This window comes from Catellatospora sichuanensis (assembly GCF_007483665.1).
In the GTDB taxonomy this organism is placed as follows: domain Bacteria; phylum Actinomycetota; class Actinomycetes; order Mycobacteriales; family Micromonosporaceae; genus Catellatospora; species Catellatospora sichuanensis.
The window spans coordinates 239,639-254,184 of record NZ_ML660187.1; the positions used below are offsets into that span (position 1 = coordinate 239,639).

Annotated in this window: 12 protein-coding genes; 5 read left to right on the forward strand and 7 right to left on the reverse strand. The window is 72.0% G+C overall.

Going from position 1 to position 14,546, the window contains the following annotated elements; genetic code table 11:
• Positions 1-353 precede the first annotated feature (353 nt).
• Together FLL47_RS08325 and FLL47_RS08330 are read left to right on the forward strand one after the other, a co-directional pair.
• Positions 354-671, forward strand: coding sequence for a hypothetical protein (locus tag FLL47_RS08325; protein ID WP_144119856.1), 318 nt, complete (start codon positions 354-356; stop codon positions 669-671).
• A 172-nt stretch (positions 672-843) separates the two neighbouring features.
• A complete protein-coding gene (locus tag FLL47_RS08330) occupies positions 844-1,167 on the forward strand; it encodes a hypothetical protein (RefSeq protein WP_144119857.1) in 324 nt (107 codons plus the stop codon).
• A 75-nt stretch (positions 1,168-1,242) separates the two neighbouring features.
• Here FLL47_RS08330 and FLL47_RS08335 read toward each other — a convergent pair whose 3' ends face one another.
• Positions 1,243-2,190, reverse strand: a complete 948-nt coding sequence (locus FLL47_RS08335) for a PASTA domain-containing protein (protein WP_144119858.1) — start codon at positions 2,188-2,190, stop codon at positions 1,243-1,245.
• Between the two features lie 78 nt (positions 2,191-2,268).
• Positions 2,269-2,949, reverse strand: coding sequence for a PASTA domain-containing protein (locus tag FLL47_RS08340; protein WP_186315610.1), 681 nt, complete (start codon positions 2,947-2,949; stop codon positions 2,269-2,271).
• A 97-nt stretch (positions 2,950-3,046) separates the two neighbouring features.
• On the opposite strand from FLL47_RS08340, the gene FLL47_RS08345 reads away from it, so the two are divergent.
• Positions 3,047-4,291, forward strand: a complete 1,245-nt coding sequence (locus tag FLL47_RS08345; RefSeq protein WP_144119860.1) for a hypothetical protein — start codon at positions 3,047-3,049, stop codon at positions 4,289-4,291.
• Positions 4,292-4,384: 93 nt separating this feature from the next.
• Here the strand turns inward: FLL47_RS08345 and FLL47_RS08350 are convergent, their stop codons facing one another.
• Together FLL47_RS08350 and FLL47_RS08355 are read right to left on the reverse strand one after the other, a co-directional pair.
• On the reverse strand, positions 4,385-5,650 hold the full coding sequence (locus FLL47_RS08350) for a CapA family protein (RefSeq protein ID WP_246157661.1): 1,266 nt from the start codon (positions 5,648-5,650) through the stop codon (positions 4,385-4,387).
• 52 nt (positions 5,651-5,702) lie between these two features.
• Positions 5,703-7,178 carry a glutamate-cysteine ligase family protein gene (locus FLL47_RS08355; RefSeq protein WP_144119861.1) on the reverse strand — a complete coding sequence of 492 codons (1,476 nt, stop codon included), beginning with the start codon at positions 7,176-7,178 and terminating at the stop codon, positions 5,703-5,705.
• A gap of 157 nt (positions 7,179-7,335) precedes the next feature.
• Between FLL47_RS08355 and FLL47_RS08360 the strand changes: the two genes are divergently transcribed.
• Positions 7,336-7,806 carry a MarR family winged helix-turn-helix transcriptional regulator gene (locus FLL47_RS08360; RefSeq protein WP_144119862.1) on the forward strand — a complete coding sequence of 157 codons (471 nt, stop codon included), beginning with the start codon at positions 7,336-7,338 and terminating at the stop codon, positions 7,804-7,806.
• Positions 7,807-8,162: 356 nt separating this feature from the next.
• Here FLL47_RS08360 and FLL47_RS08365 read toward each other — a convergent pair whose 3' ends face one another.
• On the reverse strand, positions 8,163-10,622 hold the full coding sequence (locus FLL47_RS08365; protein WP_144119863.1) for an ATP-binding protein: 2,460 nt from the start codon (positions 10,620-10,622) through the stop codon (positions 8,163-8,165).
• A gap of 296 nt (positions 10,623-10,918) precedes the next feature.
• Here FLL47_RS08365 and FLL47_RS08370 point away from each other — a divergent pair, with 296 nt between their 5' ends.
• A complete protein-coding gene (locus FLL47_RS08370) occupies positions 10,919-11,722 on the forward strand; it encodes a hypothetical protein (RefSeq protein ID WP_144119864.1) in 804 nt (267 codons plus the stop codon).
• Between the two features lie 106 nt (positions 11,723-11,828).
• Here the strand turns inward: FLL47_RS08370 and FLL47_RS08375 are convergent, their stop codons facing one another.
• Together FLL47_RS08375 and FLL47_RS08380 are read right to left on the reverse strand one after the other, a co-directional pair.
• Positions 11,829-12,974: an acyl-CoA dehydrogenase family protein gene (locus FLL47_RS08375; protein WP_144119865.1), complete on the reverse strand. Its 1,146-nt coding sequence runs from the start codon at positions 12,972-12,974 to the stop codon at positions 11,829-11,831.
• Between the two features lie 11 nt (positions 12,975-12,985).
• Positions 12,986-14,506, reverse strand: coding sequence for an acyl-CoA carboxylase subunit beta (locus FLL47_RS08380; RefSeq protein WP_144119866.1), 1,521 nt, complete (start codon positions 14,504-14,506; stop codon positions 12,986-12,988).
• Positions 14,507-14,546: the final 40 nt, after the last annotated feature.

Here is a 14,546-nt window from a genome sequence, read left to right on the forward strand (position 1 = left end):
CACGAAAGTCGATGCCCCCGCCCGATGGAACTTGCATATGTCGTGTTGCGAGTCTGCTCCGACGATCGGCGAATCTTCAACCGGCCGAACGCACAGAGGGTGCGACACGACATCACCGGGGAGACCGACACCAGCTTGTCACATACCGGACGAAGGACACCAGTGCGCATACGCACTTTGCAACTTGCATTAAGCAAAGTCTTCCGGCACAGTGTCTGTTATGGCCCCCGCTGTGCTGATCTTCCGTTTTCATGATCACGCACGGTGGGCGGAGCTTCACCTCTAGCGTTCAACGAGCGACTCCCGATTACGTGTTGTCCATTCGCACCGGTACGAGAGAGCAAGGAGAAAAGGTGACTCCCCAAGCCGGCGACATCCTCCACGTCACTCGCGAAGCCAGCGTCCAGTTCCTGCGCCCGATGATGTTCCGGGTGATCCGCGTGCACGACTGGCCGACCTACGAGGGCTGGGTGTGGCTCGACGGCTACCAGCTCAACGCCGCCGGTGACGCCGTGGAGCGCCGCTCGATCTTCGTACAGCGTGCCGGCCTGCGCATAGTGCCCGACAACAGCGCCTCGGCCCGCGCCCGCACGGTGCCCAGCCGCGTCGGCCAGCGCCCCGCACTGAGCCGCACCCCGCACCTGCGCCCCGCGACCGCGGGCGCTCGCTGAGGATTTCTCGCGATCGGCCTCCGGCCTGCCCATACCGGATCTACGCTCGAATAACCCTAGTTGAACGACGGTGGCGACTCGCCCGGCCGACTGCAGTCCGCAGGCTGCCGCGACGAGTTCCTACCGTCTGCCCTCGCGTGGCACGGCACCCGCTCACCCGGGGGACGGCGCCATGGACATCCGAACGATCGCTTCTGGACGCGAGCCCAGGGCGACCATTCCACATCGGCCCCACCGGCTCGCCGCACTGTGCGGTGCGGCGCTGGCAGCGGCGTTCTTCACGCCGGTGCCGGCCACCGCCGGGGCGACCGAGGTGCGGGCCGCAACGGTTGCGGACGCATCCATCGCGCGGCAGGCACCGTTGCCCGCCGCAGTCAGTGCCCACTCCGTGCCACCCGAGCTGATGGCACGTTCGCTCATCTCCACCGGCATGATCGGCATCGGTCTCGCGCTGGGCGGGATCGTCATCGTCACCCACCGGCGCCGCCAGTGGTGACGTGCCGCCTGCCGGACAGGAACGCGCCCATGCCGCGACTGCGACCTGGGCGCGTTCTCGTGCCTGCGGCGGACGTCAATCGCCGTCCGGGCTGGGGCTCTCCTCCGGGCTGGGGCTCGGCTCGGGGGACGGGCTGGGTGGTGCCGAGGCCACCACGATGGTCACCGTCTCCCCGACCTCCAGCACCGAGCCGCCCTCCGGTTGCACCTCCACCACGGTGCCCGGAGCGGCGTCACCGGTGACGCGCAGGGTGATCCGCGGGTTCAGACCCAGCGCATTCAGCGCGGCGATGGCCTCCTGCTCCGACAGGCCCACCAGGTTCGACGGCACCCGCACCGTCGACGGCACCGGTGACGGCGACACGGATGCCGACGGGCTCGGCGCGGCACTGCTGGGCGCGGCCGTGGTCCGCGCCGGGGTCGGCGAGGCACTCGGCGACGGTGTCGGCCCGCTGCCCCGCAGCGCGAGCCAGGCAGCCACCCCGAACAGCGCGAGCAGCAGCAGTGCGATCCCGATGATGACGAGCGGGGCCCGCCAGGTGCGTTGTCCCTCGCCGTACTCGATGCCGCGTGGCGGGGTGGCGTCGCGCATCGGCGCGGGCTCCCGGGCGGGCACCCCCGCGCGACCGGTCCAGACGTCCTGGGCCGGCATCACCGAGGTGCGCTCGTCCGGCGGGGTGGGGCGACCACCGGCAGGAGGCAGCACCGAGGTCGGCTCGCCGCCCGGTGGCACGGCCCTGGGCCCGCCCGCCGGCAGCACGGTCGTCGCGTCGTCGCCGGTGTGCCCGCCCGTCGGCAGCACGGTCGTGGCCTCGTCGCCGGCGCGTCCGCCCGCGGGCAGGACGGTCGTGGCCTCGTCGCCGGCGGACCCGCCCGCGGGCAGGACGGTCGTCGGTTCGTCGCCGGGGCTGGGTTGCTCGTCCCGCCGGTGAGCAGGCATGGGGGCGGTCTCGTCGGGGGACGACCCGGGGCCGCTCCCGCCCGCCGCCGGATCGCTGTCGTCGTGCCGCTGCTCATCGGACATGCTGAGGTCCTACCACGTCGCCGGGCCGGTTAAGCATTACCTGGACACGTGGCGCACCGCAGCACGCCACCACCGTCGTCAGCCCGCCGCCGGGGAAGGAGGCGCGGCGGTCTCGCAGGTGAGCGAGACCTCGGTGTTCCACCTGAGCTTCGTACCGGCCTCGGCGGTGGCCGCGGTGACCATGCCGACCTTCTCCGCCGGGTACGGCCCGACCCGCAGACCCGCGGCGACCAAGGCCTTCTTCGCCTCCTCGCAGGACGTGCCGACCAGCGTGGGCACGTCGACGTCGACGATCGGACCCGCCACGTAGAGCTTCACGCTCGTGCCCGGACGTACCGGGAGGTCCGCCGCGGGCTCGGTCTTCACGATGTGGCCCGCCTCGCCATCCTGGTCGAACTGGACCGTGACGGTCACCTTGAAGTCGGCCATGATTTGGCGGCGGATGGACTGGAAGTCCTTGCCGGCCACGTTGGGCATGCGCGGGCCGTCCGGCGCGGGCGATGCGGCGCTCGGCTCGACCGTCGGCGTCGGTGAGGGCAGCTCGCTCGGGGACGCGTCAGCCGTCGGCGAGATCACAGCGCTCGGGCTGGCGCTCGTCTGGACTTTCGGGTCGCCGTCACCGGCCGCGAACCATCCGATCGCGAGTCCTGCGACGGCCAGCAGCACGGTGGCCGTCGCCAGCACGGCGACGGTGCCGGGGCTGAACCCGCGTGGTCGCTGCGGCGTCAACGGCGCCGTCTGTGCCCACGGGTCGGTCATGATGGTCTCCTCTTTCGGGTACGCCCGGCGAACGCTACGCCGCAACGAGAGTAAACCGTTCACACGAACCCCCCTCGCATTGCTATACGCTCGCGTCATGTCACTTCAGGGCCCGGGTACGCGGCTGGGACTGAGCTCGGTCGCGGTCGCGGCGGGCGTTGCCGCCGCTGCGGGAGCAGCACAGTTGGGCGTCGGATACGGCCTGGGCGTCTTCTCCTGGGTGCCCACCGTGCACGGCGGCGATGAAGCCGCGTGGCTGGCGAGTCTGGCCTGGACGGTGTGGATTTCGGCCCTGTCGGTGGTGCTCGGTGCCGTAGTGGCCGATCGCGTCGGCCAACCGACTGTCCAGTCGTCGACAGCGGTCCGCGTGCTGCGCCGGGCCGCGCTGTCGATCGCCGCCGCGTTGGGCGGCCTGGTGGTCGTCGCGCTGACCGCGGTGCCCGCCCGGGTGGCCGAGCGGGCCGACACCTTCGCGCCGCATCTGATCGTCGGCGGATACGCCATCGCCGGGGTGCTGCTCGGCCTGTTCATCTCCGTGGCCGCCCTGGTCGCCCGCTCGATCGCCGCCAACGTGCTGGCCACCGGCGGCTGGCTGTGGCTGCTCGCGGTCACCGCGGCGGCCGACGGCATCGCGGCGGGCCGCGACCCCGTCGTGGCACAGCTCGGCGCCTGGCCGGTCACCGCCGCCGGGCCCTGGTTCCGCAGCGTCTACCTGCCCGGCGCGGCCATCGCCGGTGTCGCCGCCGTGGTCATCGGCTTCCTAGCCGCGCTGCCCGCCGCGCGCCGCCGCGACGGCCAGGCGGGGGTGGCGCTCTCCGGCGCCGCCGGCCCGGCCCTGGTCGCCGTGGCGTACCTGCTGGCCGCGCCGAAGCTGACCGGCGCGCTGCCGGAGCCGGAGCAGCTCTCGGCGCACCTGGTGGCGCCATACGCCGTGGTCACCGGTCTCATCGGCTCGGTGCTGGCACTGGTGCTCTGCAGCCCACGCCGCCCGCGGCGCGTCACCGCATCGACCGCGCCGGTCCCGCCGCAGTACACCGGCTCCGACGCCGCACCGGCTCCGGCCGTGCCCGCGCAGACCACCCCGGGCAAGTCCGGCTCGGCCAAGGACACCCCCGCCAAGGACACCCCGGTCAAGGACACTTCCGACAAGACCGCGTCCGACAAGGCCGCCACCGGCAGAACCGCCACCGGCAGGGCCACGGTCGTCAAGGCGGCCCCGGACACCACCGCCACCGAGAAGGCGGCGGACGCGCCTGACGCGGCCGCGTCAGGCACCACCGCGGGCGGGGTCTCCCCCGTCGCGGACCCGCCGGGCCCCAGGCAGCCGCGCAAGAAGCGCTGACCTGCCCTGATCTCGCGCCGCGAGCCGGTCATCCGGCGGCGTGACCGGCACCGACGCGACCACCGGCCAGCACGGCCGCTCAGGCGGCGCGCGTCAGCGCACCACGACCATGCCGACGCTGCCCGCGCCGCGTGAGCGCAGCACCCGGGCAGAGCGTTCGCCGCTGGCCCGGCAGGCCGCGCGGCGGGCCGCCGGGCACGCCGTCACCAGCAGCACCCTGACCGGGGCATCGTTGAGCTGCATGTACGTCGGCAGCGCGGCGACCGCCGACACCGTGAACCGGCCGGGTGCCGTCTCCAGGAAGGTGAACCGGCCGATCACCCCGTCCCGGGTGACGTCCGAGAAGTTCTGGTTCGAGACGTGGTTGCCCATGCCGTAGGCGACCCAGCGCCCCTCGATCCGCTCGAACGGCTGCACCACGTGCGCATGGTGGCCCAGGATCAGGTCCACCGCGCCGTCGCGCAGCAGCCGCCGGGCGACCGACACCTGCTGCTCGTTGGGGCGCTGCTGATACTCGGTGCCCCAGTGGATCGAGACGATGACGACCTCGGCCCCGGCCCGCCGAGCCCGGCCCGCCGCCTGCCGGACGTGCTCCGGGTCGAGCGAGTTGACCAGCCACTCCTTGCTCCTGGGCCGGGTCAGCCCGTTGAAGGAGAAGGTGTACGACAGCAGCGCCACCTTGACCCCGCGCACCGTGACGATCGTCGGCTTGTCCTGCTCGGCGCGGCTGCGGGCCATGCCCGCGTGGGCGATCCCGGCCGCATCCAGCGCGGCGAGGGTGCGGCGCACGCCCGCCTCGCCGCCGTCCAGGGAGTGGTTGGACGCGGTGGAGCAGGCGTCGTAGCCGGTCTGCTGCAGGGCGGGCACGATCTGCGGCGGCACCTTGAAGATCGGGTATCCGGTGAACGGGCCCTGCGGGCCGCCCAGCGGAGTCTCCAGGTGGCAGATGGCCAGGTCGGCTGACTCGATCACCGGGCGCACGCCCTTGAGCAGCGGCGCGAAGTCGTAGCCGCGGCCGCCCGCGTCCCGCTGCGCCTGCCGCCAGAGTCCGCTGTGCAGCAGCACGTCGCCGCTGCCGGCCACGGTGAACGTACGCGGCACGAACGACCCGCCCGCAGGAGTCGGCGAACCGGCCCCCGGGCTCGGTGAAGCCGCGGGTGACCGGCTCGGCACCGGCTCGGCGCTGCTCGACGCAGGACGGGGCACCGGTACCGTCGCCGTCGGCAGGACCTGCGACGACGGCCGCGGCGCCTGACCGGGCAGCCACGGCGGCAATGCCACTGCGGCGACTGCGGCCAGCAACACGGCCAGGGTCACCGGCAGCGTCCAGGGCCTGAGGTCACTTCGGTCACCGGTCACGGCTGCACCTTCCCCCGAGGTCGTCGGTCACACCATCCGCTGTCAGGCCGAGTCAGCCCACGGGCCAGGTGTGCACCGGTTCATTGGTGCGCTGGTGCTCGGCATACCGGCCGACCATGGCACGCAACGCCGCGGGCCGGGTCGCGCCGGCCGCCTCCAGCGCACGCACCGTGGCCACCTGCCAGGTGGAACCGTTCTGCCCGGTGACGCAGCGCTGCTCGATGATGCCGAGCAGGCGATCCCGGTGCGCCGGGTCGACGCCGAAGCGGTCGAGGCCTTCGGCGGCCCGCGGCAGCAGCATCTCCAGCACCAGATCGGTCACCCGGATCTCGCCGAGCCGCGGCCACCAGACCGGCGCGACGATGCCCCGGCGGGCGGCGGCGTGGAAGTTGTCCTGCGCCACGCTGAAGGGCAGCTGCGTCCAGAGCGGACGGTCCTCCTCCACCAGCGCGCGTACGAGACCGAAGTAGAGAGCCCCGTTGGCCAGCATGTCGACCACGGTCGGCCCCGCAGGCAGCACCCGGTTCTCCACCCGCAGGTGCGGGCGGCCGCCCATGATGTCGTAGACCGGCCGGTTCCAGCGGTAGACGGTGCCGTTGTGCAGCCGCAGCTCGCCCAGCCGGGGCACCCCGCCGTCGCGCAGCACGGTCAGCGGGTCCTCCTCCTCGGCGATCGGCAGCAGCGGAGGGAAGTAGCGGACGTTCTCCTCGAACAGGTCGAAGATCGAGGTGACCCAGCGCTCACCGAACCAGACCCGGGGGCGTACGCCCTGGGCCTTCAACTCGTCGGGGCGGGTGTCGGTGGCCTGCTCGAACAGCGCGATCCGGGTCTCCGACCACAACTGGTGGCCGAACAGGTACGGCGAGTTGGCGCCGACCGCGACCTGCACCCCGGCGATGACCTGCGAGGCGTTCCAGTACGCGGCGAATTCCGCGGGCGACACCTGCAGGTGGAACTGCAGGCTGGTGCACGCGGCCTCGGGCGCGATGGAGTCGGTGCGGATGCGCAACCGGTCCGCTCCCCTGATGTCGACGCCGATCTGCTCGCCGCGGGCGGCCAGGATCTCCTCGTTGAGCGAGCGGTAGCGCCCGTTGACGGAGAGGTTCTCGGTGACCGTGTGGTCGGTGGTGAGCGTCGGCAGGATGCCGATGGTGAGCAGCGCCGCGTCGTGCTTGCGGGCGTGTGCGTCCGCGCGGCGCAGGCTCTCGATGATCTGCTGCTCGTACTGGACCAGCCCGTCACCCGAGATGAGTCGCGGCGGAACGTTCAGCTCCAGATTGAACCGTCCGAGTTCGGTCTGGAACTGGGGATCGGCCAGGTCGCGCAGGACCTCCTCGTTCACCATCGTCGGCAGGTGCTCGGCGTCGACCAGGTTCAGCTCGATCTCCAGCCCGGTGGTCGGGTGGTCGGCATCGAAGCTGAAGTCGTTGAGCATCAACGCGAACACGTCCAGGCAGCGCCTGACCTTCTGGCGGTAGTGCTCCCGTTCCTGGCGGCTGAACGTCTGCAGCGAAACGTCCTTGCCCATGAGCCCTCCCCGACGCACGGTCACCAAACGAACCCTCAGAGTACGGTTCGCGGGCGACAGTCGTATCGGGTGGTCGTCCCGATTGGCACACCCGTCGTCCCACTCTGCGGGAAACGAAGGGCAACAAATGTGCTATCTCTCCATATACGATGCGCAAATGGAGCTACTCGAGGATTCGAGGCTCACCGCCATGGGCCTTTTGACAGAGGCGTACACCAGCCTCAACACCCTCTGCGCGGAGCATCTCGCCGCGCACGGCCTGGCACCTGTCGAGTTCGAAGTGCTGCTGCGGCTGGCCCGCTCGCCTGCACGACGGCTGCGCATGACCGACCTTTCCCGACAGACCTCCATGAGCACGAGCGGGGTGACCCGCATGATCGACAGGCTCGAGCGGGAGGCCCTGGTCTGCCGGGTGCCCTGCGACATCGACCGGCGCAGCTCGTACGCCGCACTCACCAGCAAAGGCCTGGCCCGCCTGCAGGAGACCGTCCCCGGCCACTTGGAACTGATTGACGAATGGCTCATCGGCCCACTTACCCAGCGCCAACTGCAGGGCCTGCTCGTCGGCCTGCGCGTGGTGCGAGACGCGGTCCGCCCGGAGGCGACCGCGGGCGTCCATGACCGGTGACGACCCTGGGAGGCGGCGTTCAGCTGCCGCTGCGGCAGAACCGGCGGCAGAAGTGCCGAGCTCTGGCCAGAAAGGACGGTTAAAGCCCCGAATCGGGTGAACCGGGCTGCTAGCGTCATGGCCCTGTGGGAGGACGGCCAGGCCGGCCTTCTCACGGGGGCTGCATCGGCGCGGGCGGAGACGGCGGGGGGCGCGGTTTGCCACGGCGGGCCGCGGAGGGACATCATCCGTCGGGGGGCCGCCCGCGCCGAACCCAGCGCCTCGAAGCGGCCGCTCGGCGTCATCCGGAGCACAGCGCAGGATGACACCGGTTGAATCCGCGTAGCGGGATCCGCGTGGCCCGCCCACACCGGCTTTCAGAGGTTGCTGAGCAGTCCCAGCGCGTGCGGCGTCAGCGAGATGCCCGTGCTGTCCCGCAGCTCGTAGAGCCGGGTCACCACCTCCGCCGGCTCGTCGCTGGTCGCCGCCAGCCCCACGAGTGCCTCCATCATGTCCCGCCGGTCGTTGAGGCCGCTGGTCAGCCGCGCCGCAGCCGCGAACCAGGAGGCCGCCAGCGTGCGATGACCCCGCTGCCAGGCCACCGTCGCCTCGATCATCGCGCAGTGCCAGTCCTCCTCGGGCTCGGTCGCACCGGGCACGTCCACCCCCGGGCCGGGCTCCTCCAGCAGCACCGCACGGATGTCGGACAGCGTCTTCTCCGCCTCCTCCAGCCGACCGCCCTGCGCGTACGCCAGACCCACCACACCCACCAGCCGCCGGCGCTCGCCCGGATTGCCGACCTCGGCCAGCATCTCCGCGGCCTGCAGCCCCACCCGCACCGCCTCGTCGTAGCGGCCGTCCAAGCGCAGCACCTCGGCCAGGTTGGCCCGCGCCAGCGCGCGCAGCTTGTGCTCGCCGGACCGCGCCGACAGCCGGTCCACCGCGGCCAGCCGCCGCTGGGCCGCGGCGAGGTCGGCCTCGCGCAGGTCGTGCCAGATCAGGTTGTGCTGGGCCACGGCCATGTCGTCGACCCGGCCGGTGCGGGTGGCCAGCGCCAAGGTCGCTTCACCGTGGCGACGGGCGTCGTCGTACTCCCCCGCGCTCTGGTGCACGACCTGCAGCACGGCACGCGCCGCGAGCTCCCCGGTCACGTCGCCCACCAGGAGGAACGCCGCCAGCGCGGCCTCACCCCGGGCGAGTTCCGCCCGGCCTGCGCCGTGCTCGGCCGCGAGCTGCACCACGCCCAGGTTCGCCCAGGCGCGCACGATCGGGTCGGCGTCGGCGGTGCGCGGGTCGTCGAGCAGCCGCAGCAACCACTGCCTGCCCTGCTGGTCCCGGCCGCGGAAACGCCACCAGCGGGGCAGCTTCGACGCCAGGCACAGCGCGGTGTGCGGGTCGTGCTCGGCGGCGTGGGCCAGCGCCGCCCACAGGTCGCTGGCCACGTCGTCGAGCCGGGCCACCGCCGCGGCCAGCGTGGACCCCACCATCGTCGGGGCGGTGCGGGCCGCGAACCGGGCGAAGACCACGCCGTGCTGCCGGCGTGCCTCGGCCAGCTCACCGGCCACCTCAGCCTGCTCGGTGGCGTACTCCTTCACCACGTCCAGCAGCACGAAGCGGAACGCGCCGGAGCCGCGCACCTGCACCAGGCCCAGTTCCACCAGCCGCTCCAGCACCGGCACCACGTCGACCTGCGGGCCAAGCAGGTCCTCGGCCAGCTCGACCGACCAGCGGTAGCCGAACACGGCCAGCCGTCGCAGCGCCTCCCGCTGCGCGGGCTCCAGCAGGCGGTAACTGGCCGTCACCACATCGCGCAGGGTCACCACCGGCGGCGAGGCCGCGACGTCGGCGCTGCCCAGCTCCAGCAGCCGGTTGCCGTACCGGGCCAGCATCTCCGCCGGATCGAGCACCCGGCCCCGGGCTGCGGCCAGCTCGATGGCCAGCGGCAGTCCGCCCAGCCGGCGTACGAGCGTGACCAGTGCCTCCACCTCGACATCGGCCGACGACCGGCGCACCTGCCGCCACCGGGCCAGAAACAGCGCGCTCGCCGGATGCCGCTCGGCCTCGCCCAGCGAGCGCGTCCCGGCCGGGGGCAGCGCCAGCGGTCCCAGCGGCCACACGTGCTCGCCCGCGGGGCCCAGCGGGGCCCGTGCCGAGGCCAGCACGCGCAACGCCGGCGCGACAGCCACCAGTTCGGCCAGCACCGTCCGGAAGGCGTCCGGCGAGCGGTCCACCGCGTCCACCATGAGCAGCACCGGCTGCTCGAGCCGGGTGGGCAGATCGGCCGGGCGGCTCACCTCCAGCACCGCGCAGACCACCTCGCGGATGTCCGTGACGGTGTCCCCGGCCGCGACGCTGATCGCGTGCACGCCCGTCGGGAACTGCGGCTGTGCCTGATGCGCCACGCTCAGCGCGAGCGCGCTCTTGCCCACCCCGGCCAGGCCCACCAGCGTGGTGAGCCCGGGCCGGCCGGCGAGATGGGCGATCAGAGCCGCGGACTCCTCGGCGCGGCCGTACAGCTCCGGCGGGGCGGGCAGGGTGAACGCGGGCCGGATGGGCGCGGACGGCTGGGGCGCCTGGCCGCGGGCGGCGAGGTGGAACTCCGCGGCCGCGTCACCGGTCAGCGACAGCGCTCCGACGAGCAGCTCCACCGTGCTGCGCTGCGGTCGGGCCGCTCGTCCGTGCTCCAGGTCCCGGACCGTGCGCACCCCGAGCCCCGCCCGCGCGGCGAGTTCCGACTGGGTCAGCCGTGTGGCGTCCCGGTGCGCGCGGAGGAGCGCGCTGAAGGAGGCCGCCGATGCGTCGGCGGCCTCTGCGGGAACCGGGTGACCTGGGGCCATGGCCGCAAAGACTACGCACCCGAAGCCGAACGTGGGAGTCGAGCGTCTACTTTTTGGCGCACTCACGGCACATGACCGGTGTCACACCGCAACCGTTCCGGTGAGCTGTTCGTGTCACTCCCACCAATCGGTGGAGAGCGGAGAGGGCGTTCTGCGCTCCCGTGCTGTCCGGCTGCCGACAAGGCGCAACCGGACCGCGACACATCGAGTGTCTTCAGTTACCGGGCCGCCACGGGGCAGTCCGGTACCGATGGAGGACCTCGGCCGGGCCGCGGCCGACGGCGGAGGGAGCGCTCATGACCGCACCGAACATCGCTTGGCGCAGGTCGGCCACGCTGCCGCTGGCTGTCATGCTGGCCGCGGCTTTCGCCGTGGGCTGCGATCGGCCGGGGGCCCCTTCGGCGTCCGCGCCGCCGAGCGGCACACCGCGGGTGTCCGCGCCGCCGAGCAGTACGCCGACCCCGCAGCCGTCACCCGAACCGTCGACCGAAGACCGCTGCCTTGACACGTACCCGGGCGCCATCGCCGACGCGGCGTTCCTGCCGGGCACGTTCGGCGCGGAACAGGCGGACCTCTGCTACCGCGTCCGACCCGCCCGGCCCGGCGAGGAGGATTGGCCTGCCGAGGACCACCTACCGCAGGTCTGCGCGTCGGGGACGCTGCCCAGCGAGGCGCTGGTCGCCGACCGCCGCGGCGGCCACCGGCTGTGGAACAGCAGCAGCACACCGGGCGAGACCTCGACGGCGGTGTACGACCACACGGTCACCCGCTACGCGGGCACCGGAGCCCGGGGCTACCTGGCCGACCTGCGCGCGGCGGTGAACCGCTGCGGGGCGTACACCCGGGACGGTGCCCGCTACGAATACTCCGTGGTCAGCGCGCCGAAACTGGGCGACGAGTCGCTGCGGCTGGTCCTGCACCGCCGCTACCTGCAACCGCAGGAGGCCACGCCCCGCGAGGCGCGGTACCTGATCGCGGTGATCCGCCGGGGCGACCACGTCGCGGTCGTGTTCGACCACGGCTGGGAGGGCACCCCCACCCGCGACCGCGCCATCATCGACGTCTTCACCCAAGCCGCCCACCTCCTCCCCACCCCCTGACCCCACCGCGCGGGCCCCCGCGCAACTCTCAAAGAGTCGCGCCTTCCGGATGGCCGGGTGGGCGCGACTCTTTAAGAGGTGCGGCGAGGACGTCGGGGTCAGCGGGTCAGCGGAGGCCGAGGTCGCGGGCGATGATCATGCGCTGGATCTCGGAGGTGCCTTCGCCGATCTCCAGGATCTTGCTGTCGCGCCACATGCGGGCGACCGGGAACTCGTTCATGAAGCCGTAGCCGCCGTGGATCTGCGTGGCGTCCCGGGCGTTGTCCACCGCGACCGTGCTGGCGTGCAGCTTCGCGATGGCCGCCTGGCGCTTGAACTCCTCGCCCGCGACCAGCCGCTGGGCCGCGTCACGCCAGGCCAGCCGCGCGGTGTGGGCGCGCGTCTCCATGTCCGCGATCATGAACTGGATGGCCTGGTACGACCCGATGGTGTGCCCGAACGCCTCACGCTGGGAGGCGTACTTCAGCGACTCGTCGACGCAGCCCTGGGCCAGGCCCGTGGACAGCGCGGCGATGGCGATCCGGCCCTCGTCGAGGATCTGCAGGAACTGTGCGAAGCCGCGGCCCCGCTCGCCGAGCAGGTTCTCCACCGGCACCCGGCAGTCGACGAAGGTGAGCTCGTGGGTGTCCGAGGCGCACCAGCCGACCTTGGAGTAGCCGGGCGCGACCGTGAAGCCGGGCGTGCCCGACGGCACGATGATCGAGGAGATCTCGTTCTCGCCGGTCCGGGCGGTGACGGTGACCAGGCTGGTCATCGTGGTGCCGGAGTTGGTGATGAAGGCCTTGCTGCCATTGATGATCCACTCGGTGCCGTCCTCGGACAGCCGCGCCGTGGTACGTGTGCCGCCCGCGTCGGAGCCCGCGCCCGGTTCGGTGAGACCGAACCCGGCCAGCGCCTCGCCCCGGATCAGGGCGGGCAGCCAGCGCTGCTTCTGCTCCTCGGAGCCGAACCGGTAGATCGGCATCGCGCCGAGCGAGATCGCCGCCTCCAGCGTGATGGACAGCGACGAGTCGACCCGGGCCAGCTCCTCCAGCACGATGCACAGGGCGAGGTAGTCGCCGTCCATGCCGCCGAGCTCGCTGGGAAAGGGCAGCCCGAACAGCCCCATCTCGCCCATCTGGCGGACCAGGTCATACGGGAACTCGTGCCGCTCGTACAGGTCGCCGATCACCGGCGCCACCTTGTCCTGGGCGAAGCGCCGTACGGTGTCGCGCAGCTCGCGGTGCTCCTCGGACAGCCCGAAGTCGGTCATCACGGCCTCTCTCAAACGGGAGTCACGCCGTGTCGGCGGCGTGAGAAGTGACGGTCCTTGCCGTGTGCGGCGCGGTACCGCTGGATGAGCTCGTCGCGGAGCCGATCGGGCTCCACGATCGTGTCGATGACCAGCTCGCTGGCGAGCCGGACCAGGTCGATGTCGGTCTCGTACTCGGCGCGCTTGGCGGCGATGAACGCCTCCCGCTCGGCCTCGTCCTCGATCGCGGCGATCTTGTTGGCGTAGACGGCGTTCACCGCGGCCTCGGCGCCCATGACCGCGATCTTGGCGGTGGGCAGCGCGATGGTCGCCTCGGGCATGAAGCCGGGTCCGGCCATGGCGTAGAGGCCGGCGCCGTACGCCTTGCGTACGACCACGCAGATCTTCGGCACGGTGGCCTCGCTGATCGCGGTGACCATCTTCGCGCCGTGGCGGATGATGCCCTGCCGCTCGACCACGCTGCCGACCATGAAGCCGGGCACGTCGCACAGGAACAGCAGCGGCACGTTGAACGCGTCGCACAGCTGCACGAAGCGGCTCGCCTTGTCGGCCGAGTCGACGAACAGAACGCCACCCTTGTGCAACGAGTTGTTCGCCACGACGCCTACGACCTGGCCGTCCAGCCGGCCGAAGCCGACCGTCAGCTCCTTGGCCCAGCGCGCCTGGATCTCGAAGTACTCGCCGCCGTCGAGCAGGCCCTTGACCAGCTTGCGCATGTCGAACGCGCGGCGCTCGCTCTCGGGGACGATCGCGGCCAGGTCCGTCTCCGGCGCGGGCATCGGCTCCAGCGCGGGCGGCTGCTCGGTCCAGTTCGAGGGCAGGAAGGACAGGTAGCGCCGGACCACACCGAGCGCCTCGTCCTCGTCCTTGCACAGGAAGTGGCCGACGCCGGACTGCTCGGTGTGCACCTTCGCGCCGCCCATCGCCTCCAGCGTCGTCTTCTCGCCGGTGACCATCTCGACCATGCGGTCGGAGCCCAGGTACATCGAGGCGTTGCCGTCGACCATGGCGACCACGTCGCAGAAGGCGGGGATGTAGGCACCGCCCGCGGCGCTCGGCCCGAACAGGGCGCACACCTGCGGAATGCTGCCCGAGGACTTCACCTGCTGGTAGAAGATGTTTCCCGCGCCCCGGCGGCCGGGGAACAGGTCGACCTGGTCGGTGATCCGCGCGCCGGCCGAGTCGACCAGGTAGACCATGGGCACGCCCTGGCCGTACGCCCGCTCGATGATCCTGATGATCTTCTCGACGGTGCGTGCACCCCAACTCCCGGCCTTGACCGTGGAGTCGTTGGCCATCAGGCACACGGCGCGGCCATCGATGGTGGCCTGCCCCGTGATCACCCCGTCGGCGGGCAGCCCGTGCGCCAGCGCATTGGCGAACATCCCGTCCTCGACGAACGACCCCTTGTCCACCAGCCGCGCGATGCGCTCCCGGGCGAACAGCTTGCCCTTCGCCTCGTTGGCCTGGTGGTACTTGGGCGACCCGCCGGCCCCGATGCGCTCCCTCAGCTCATCCAGCCCTTCGTGCATGTCGCACCCTCTCCTCCCACCAGCCCAACCTGAACGATAG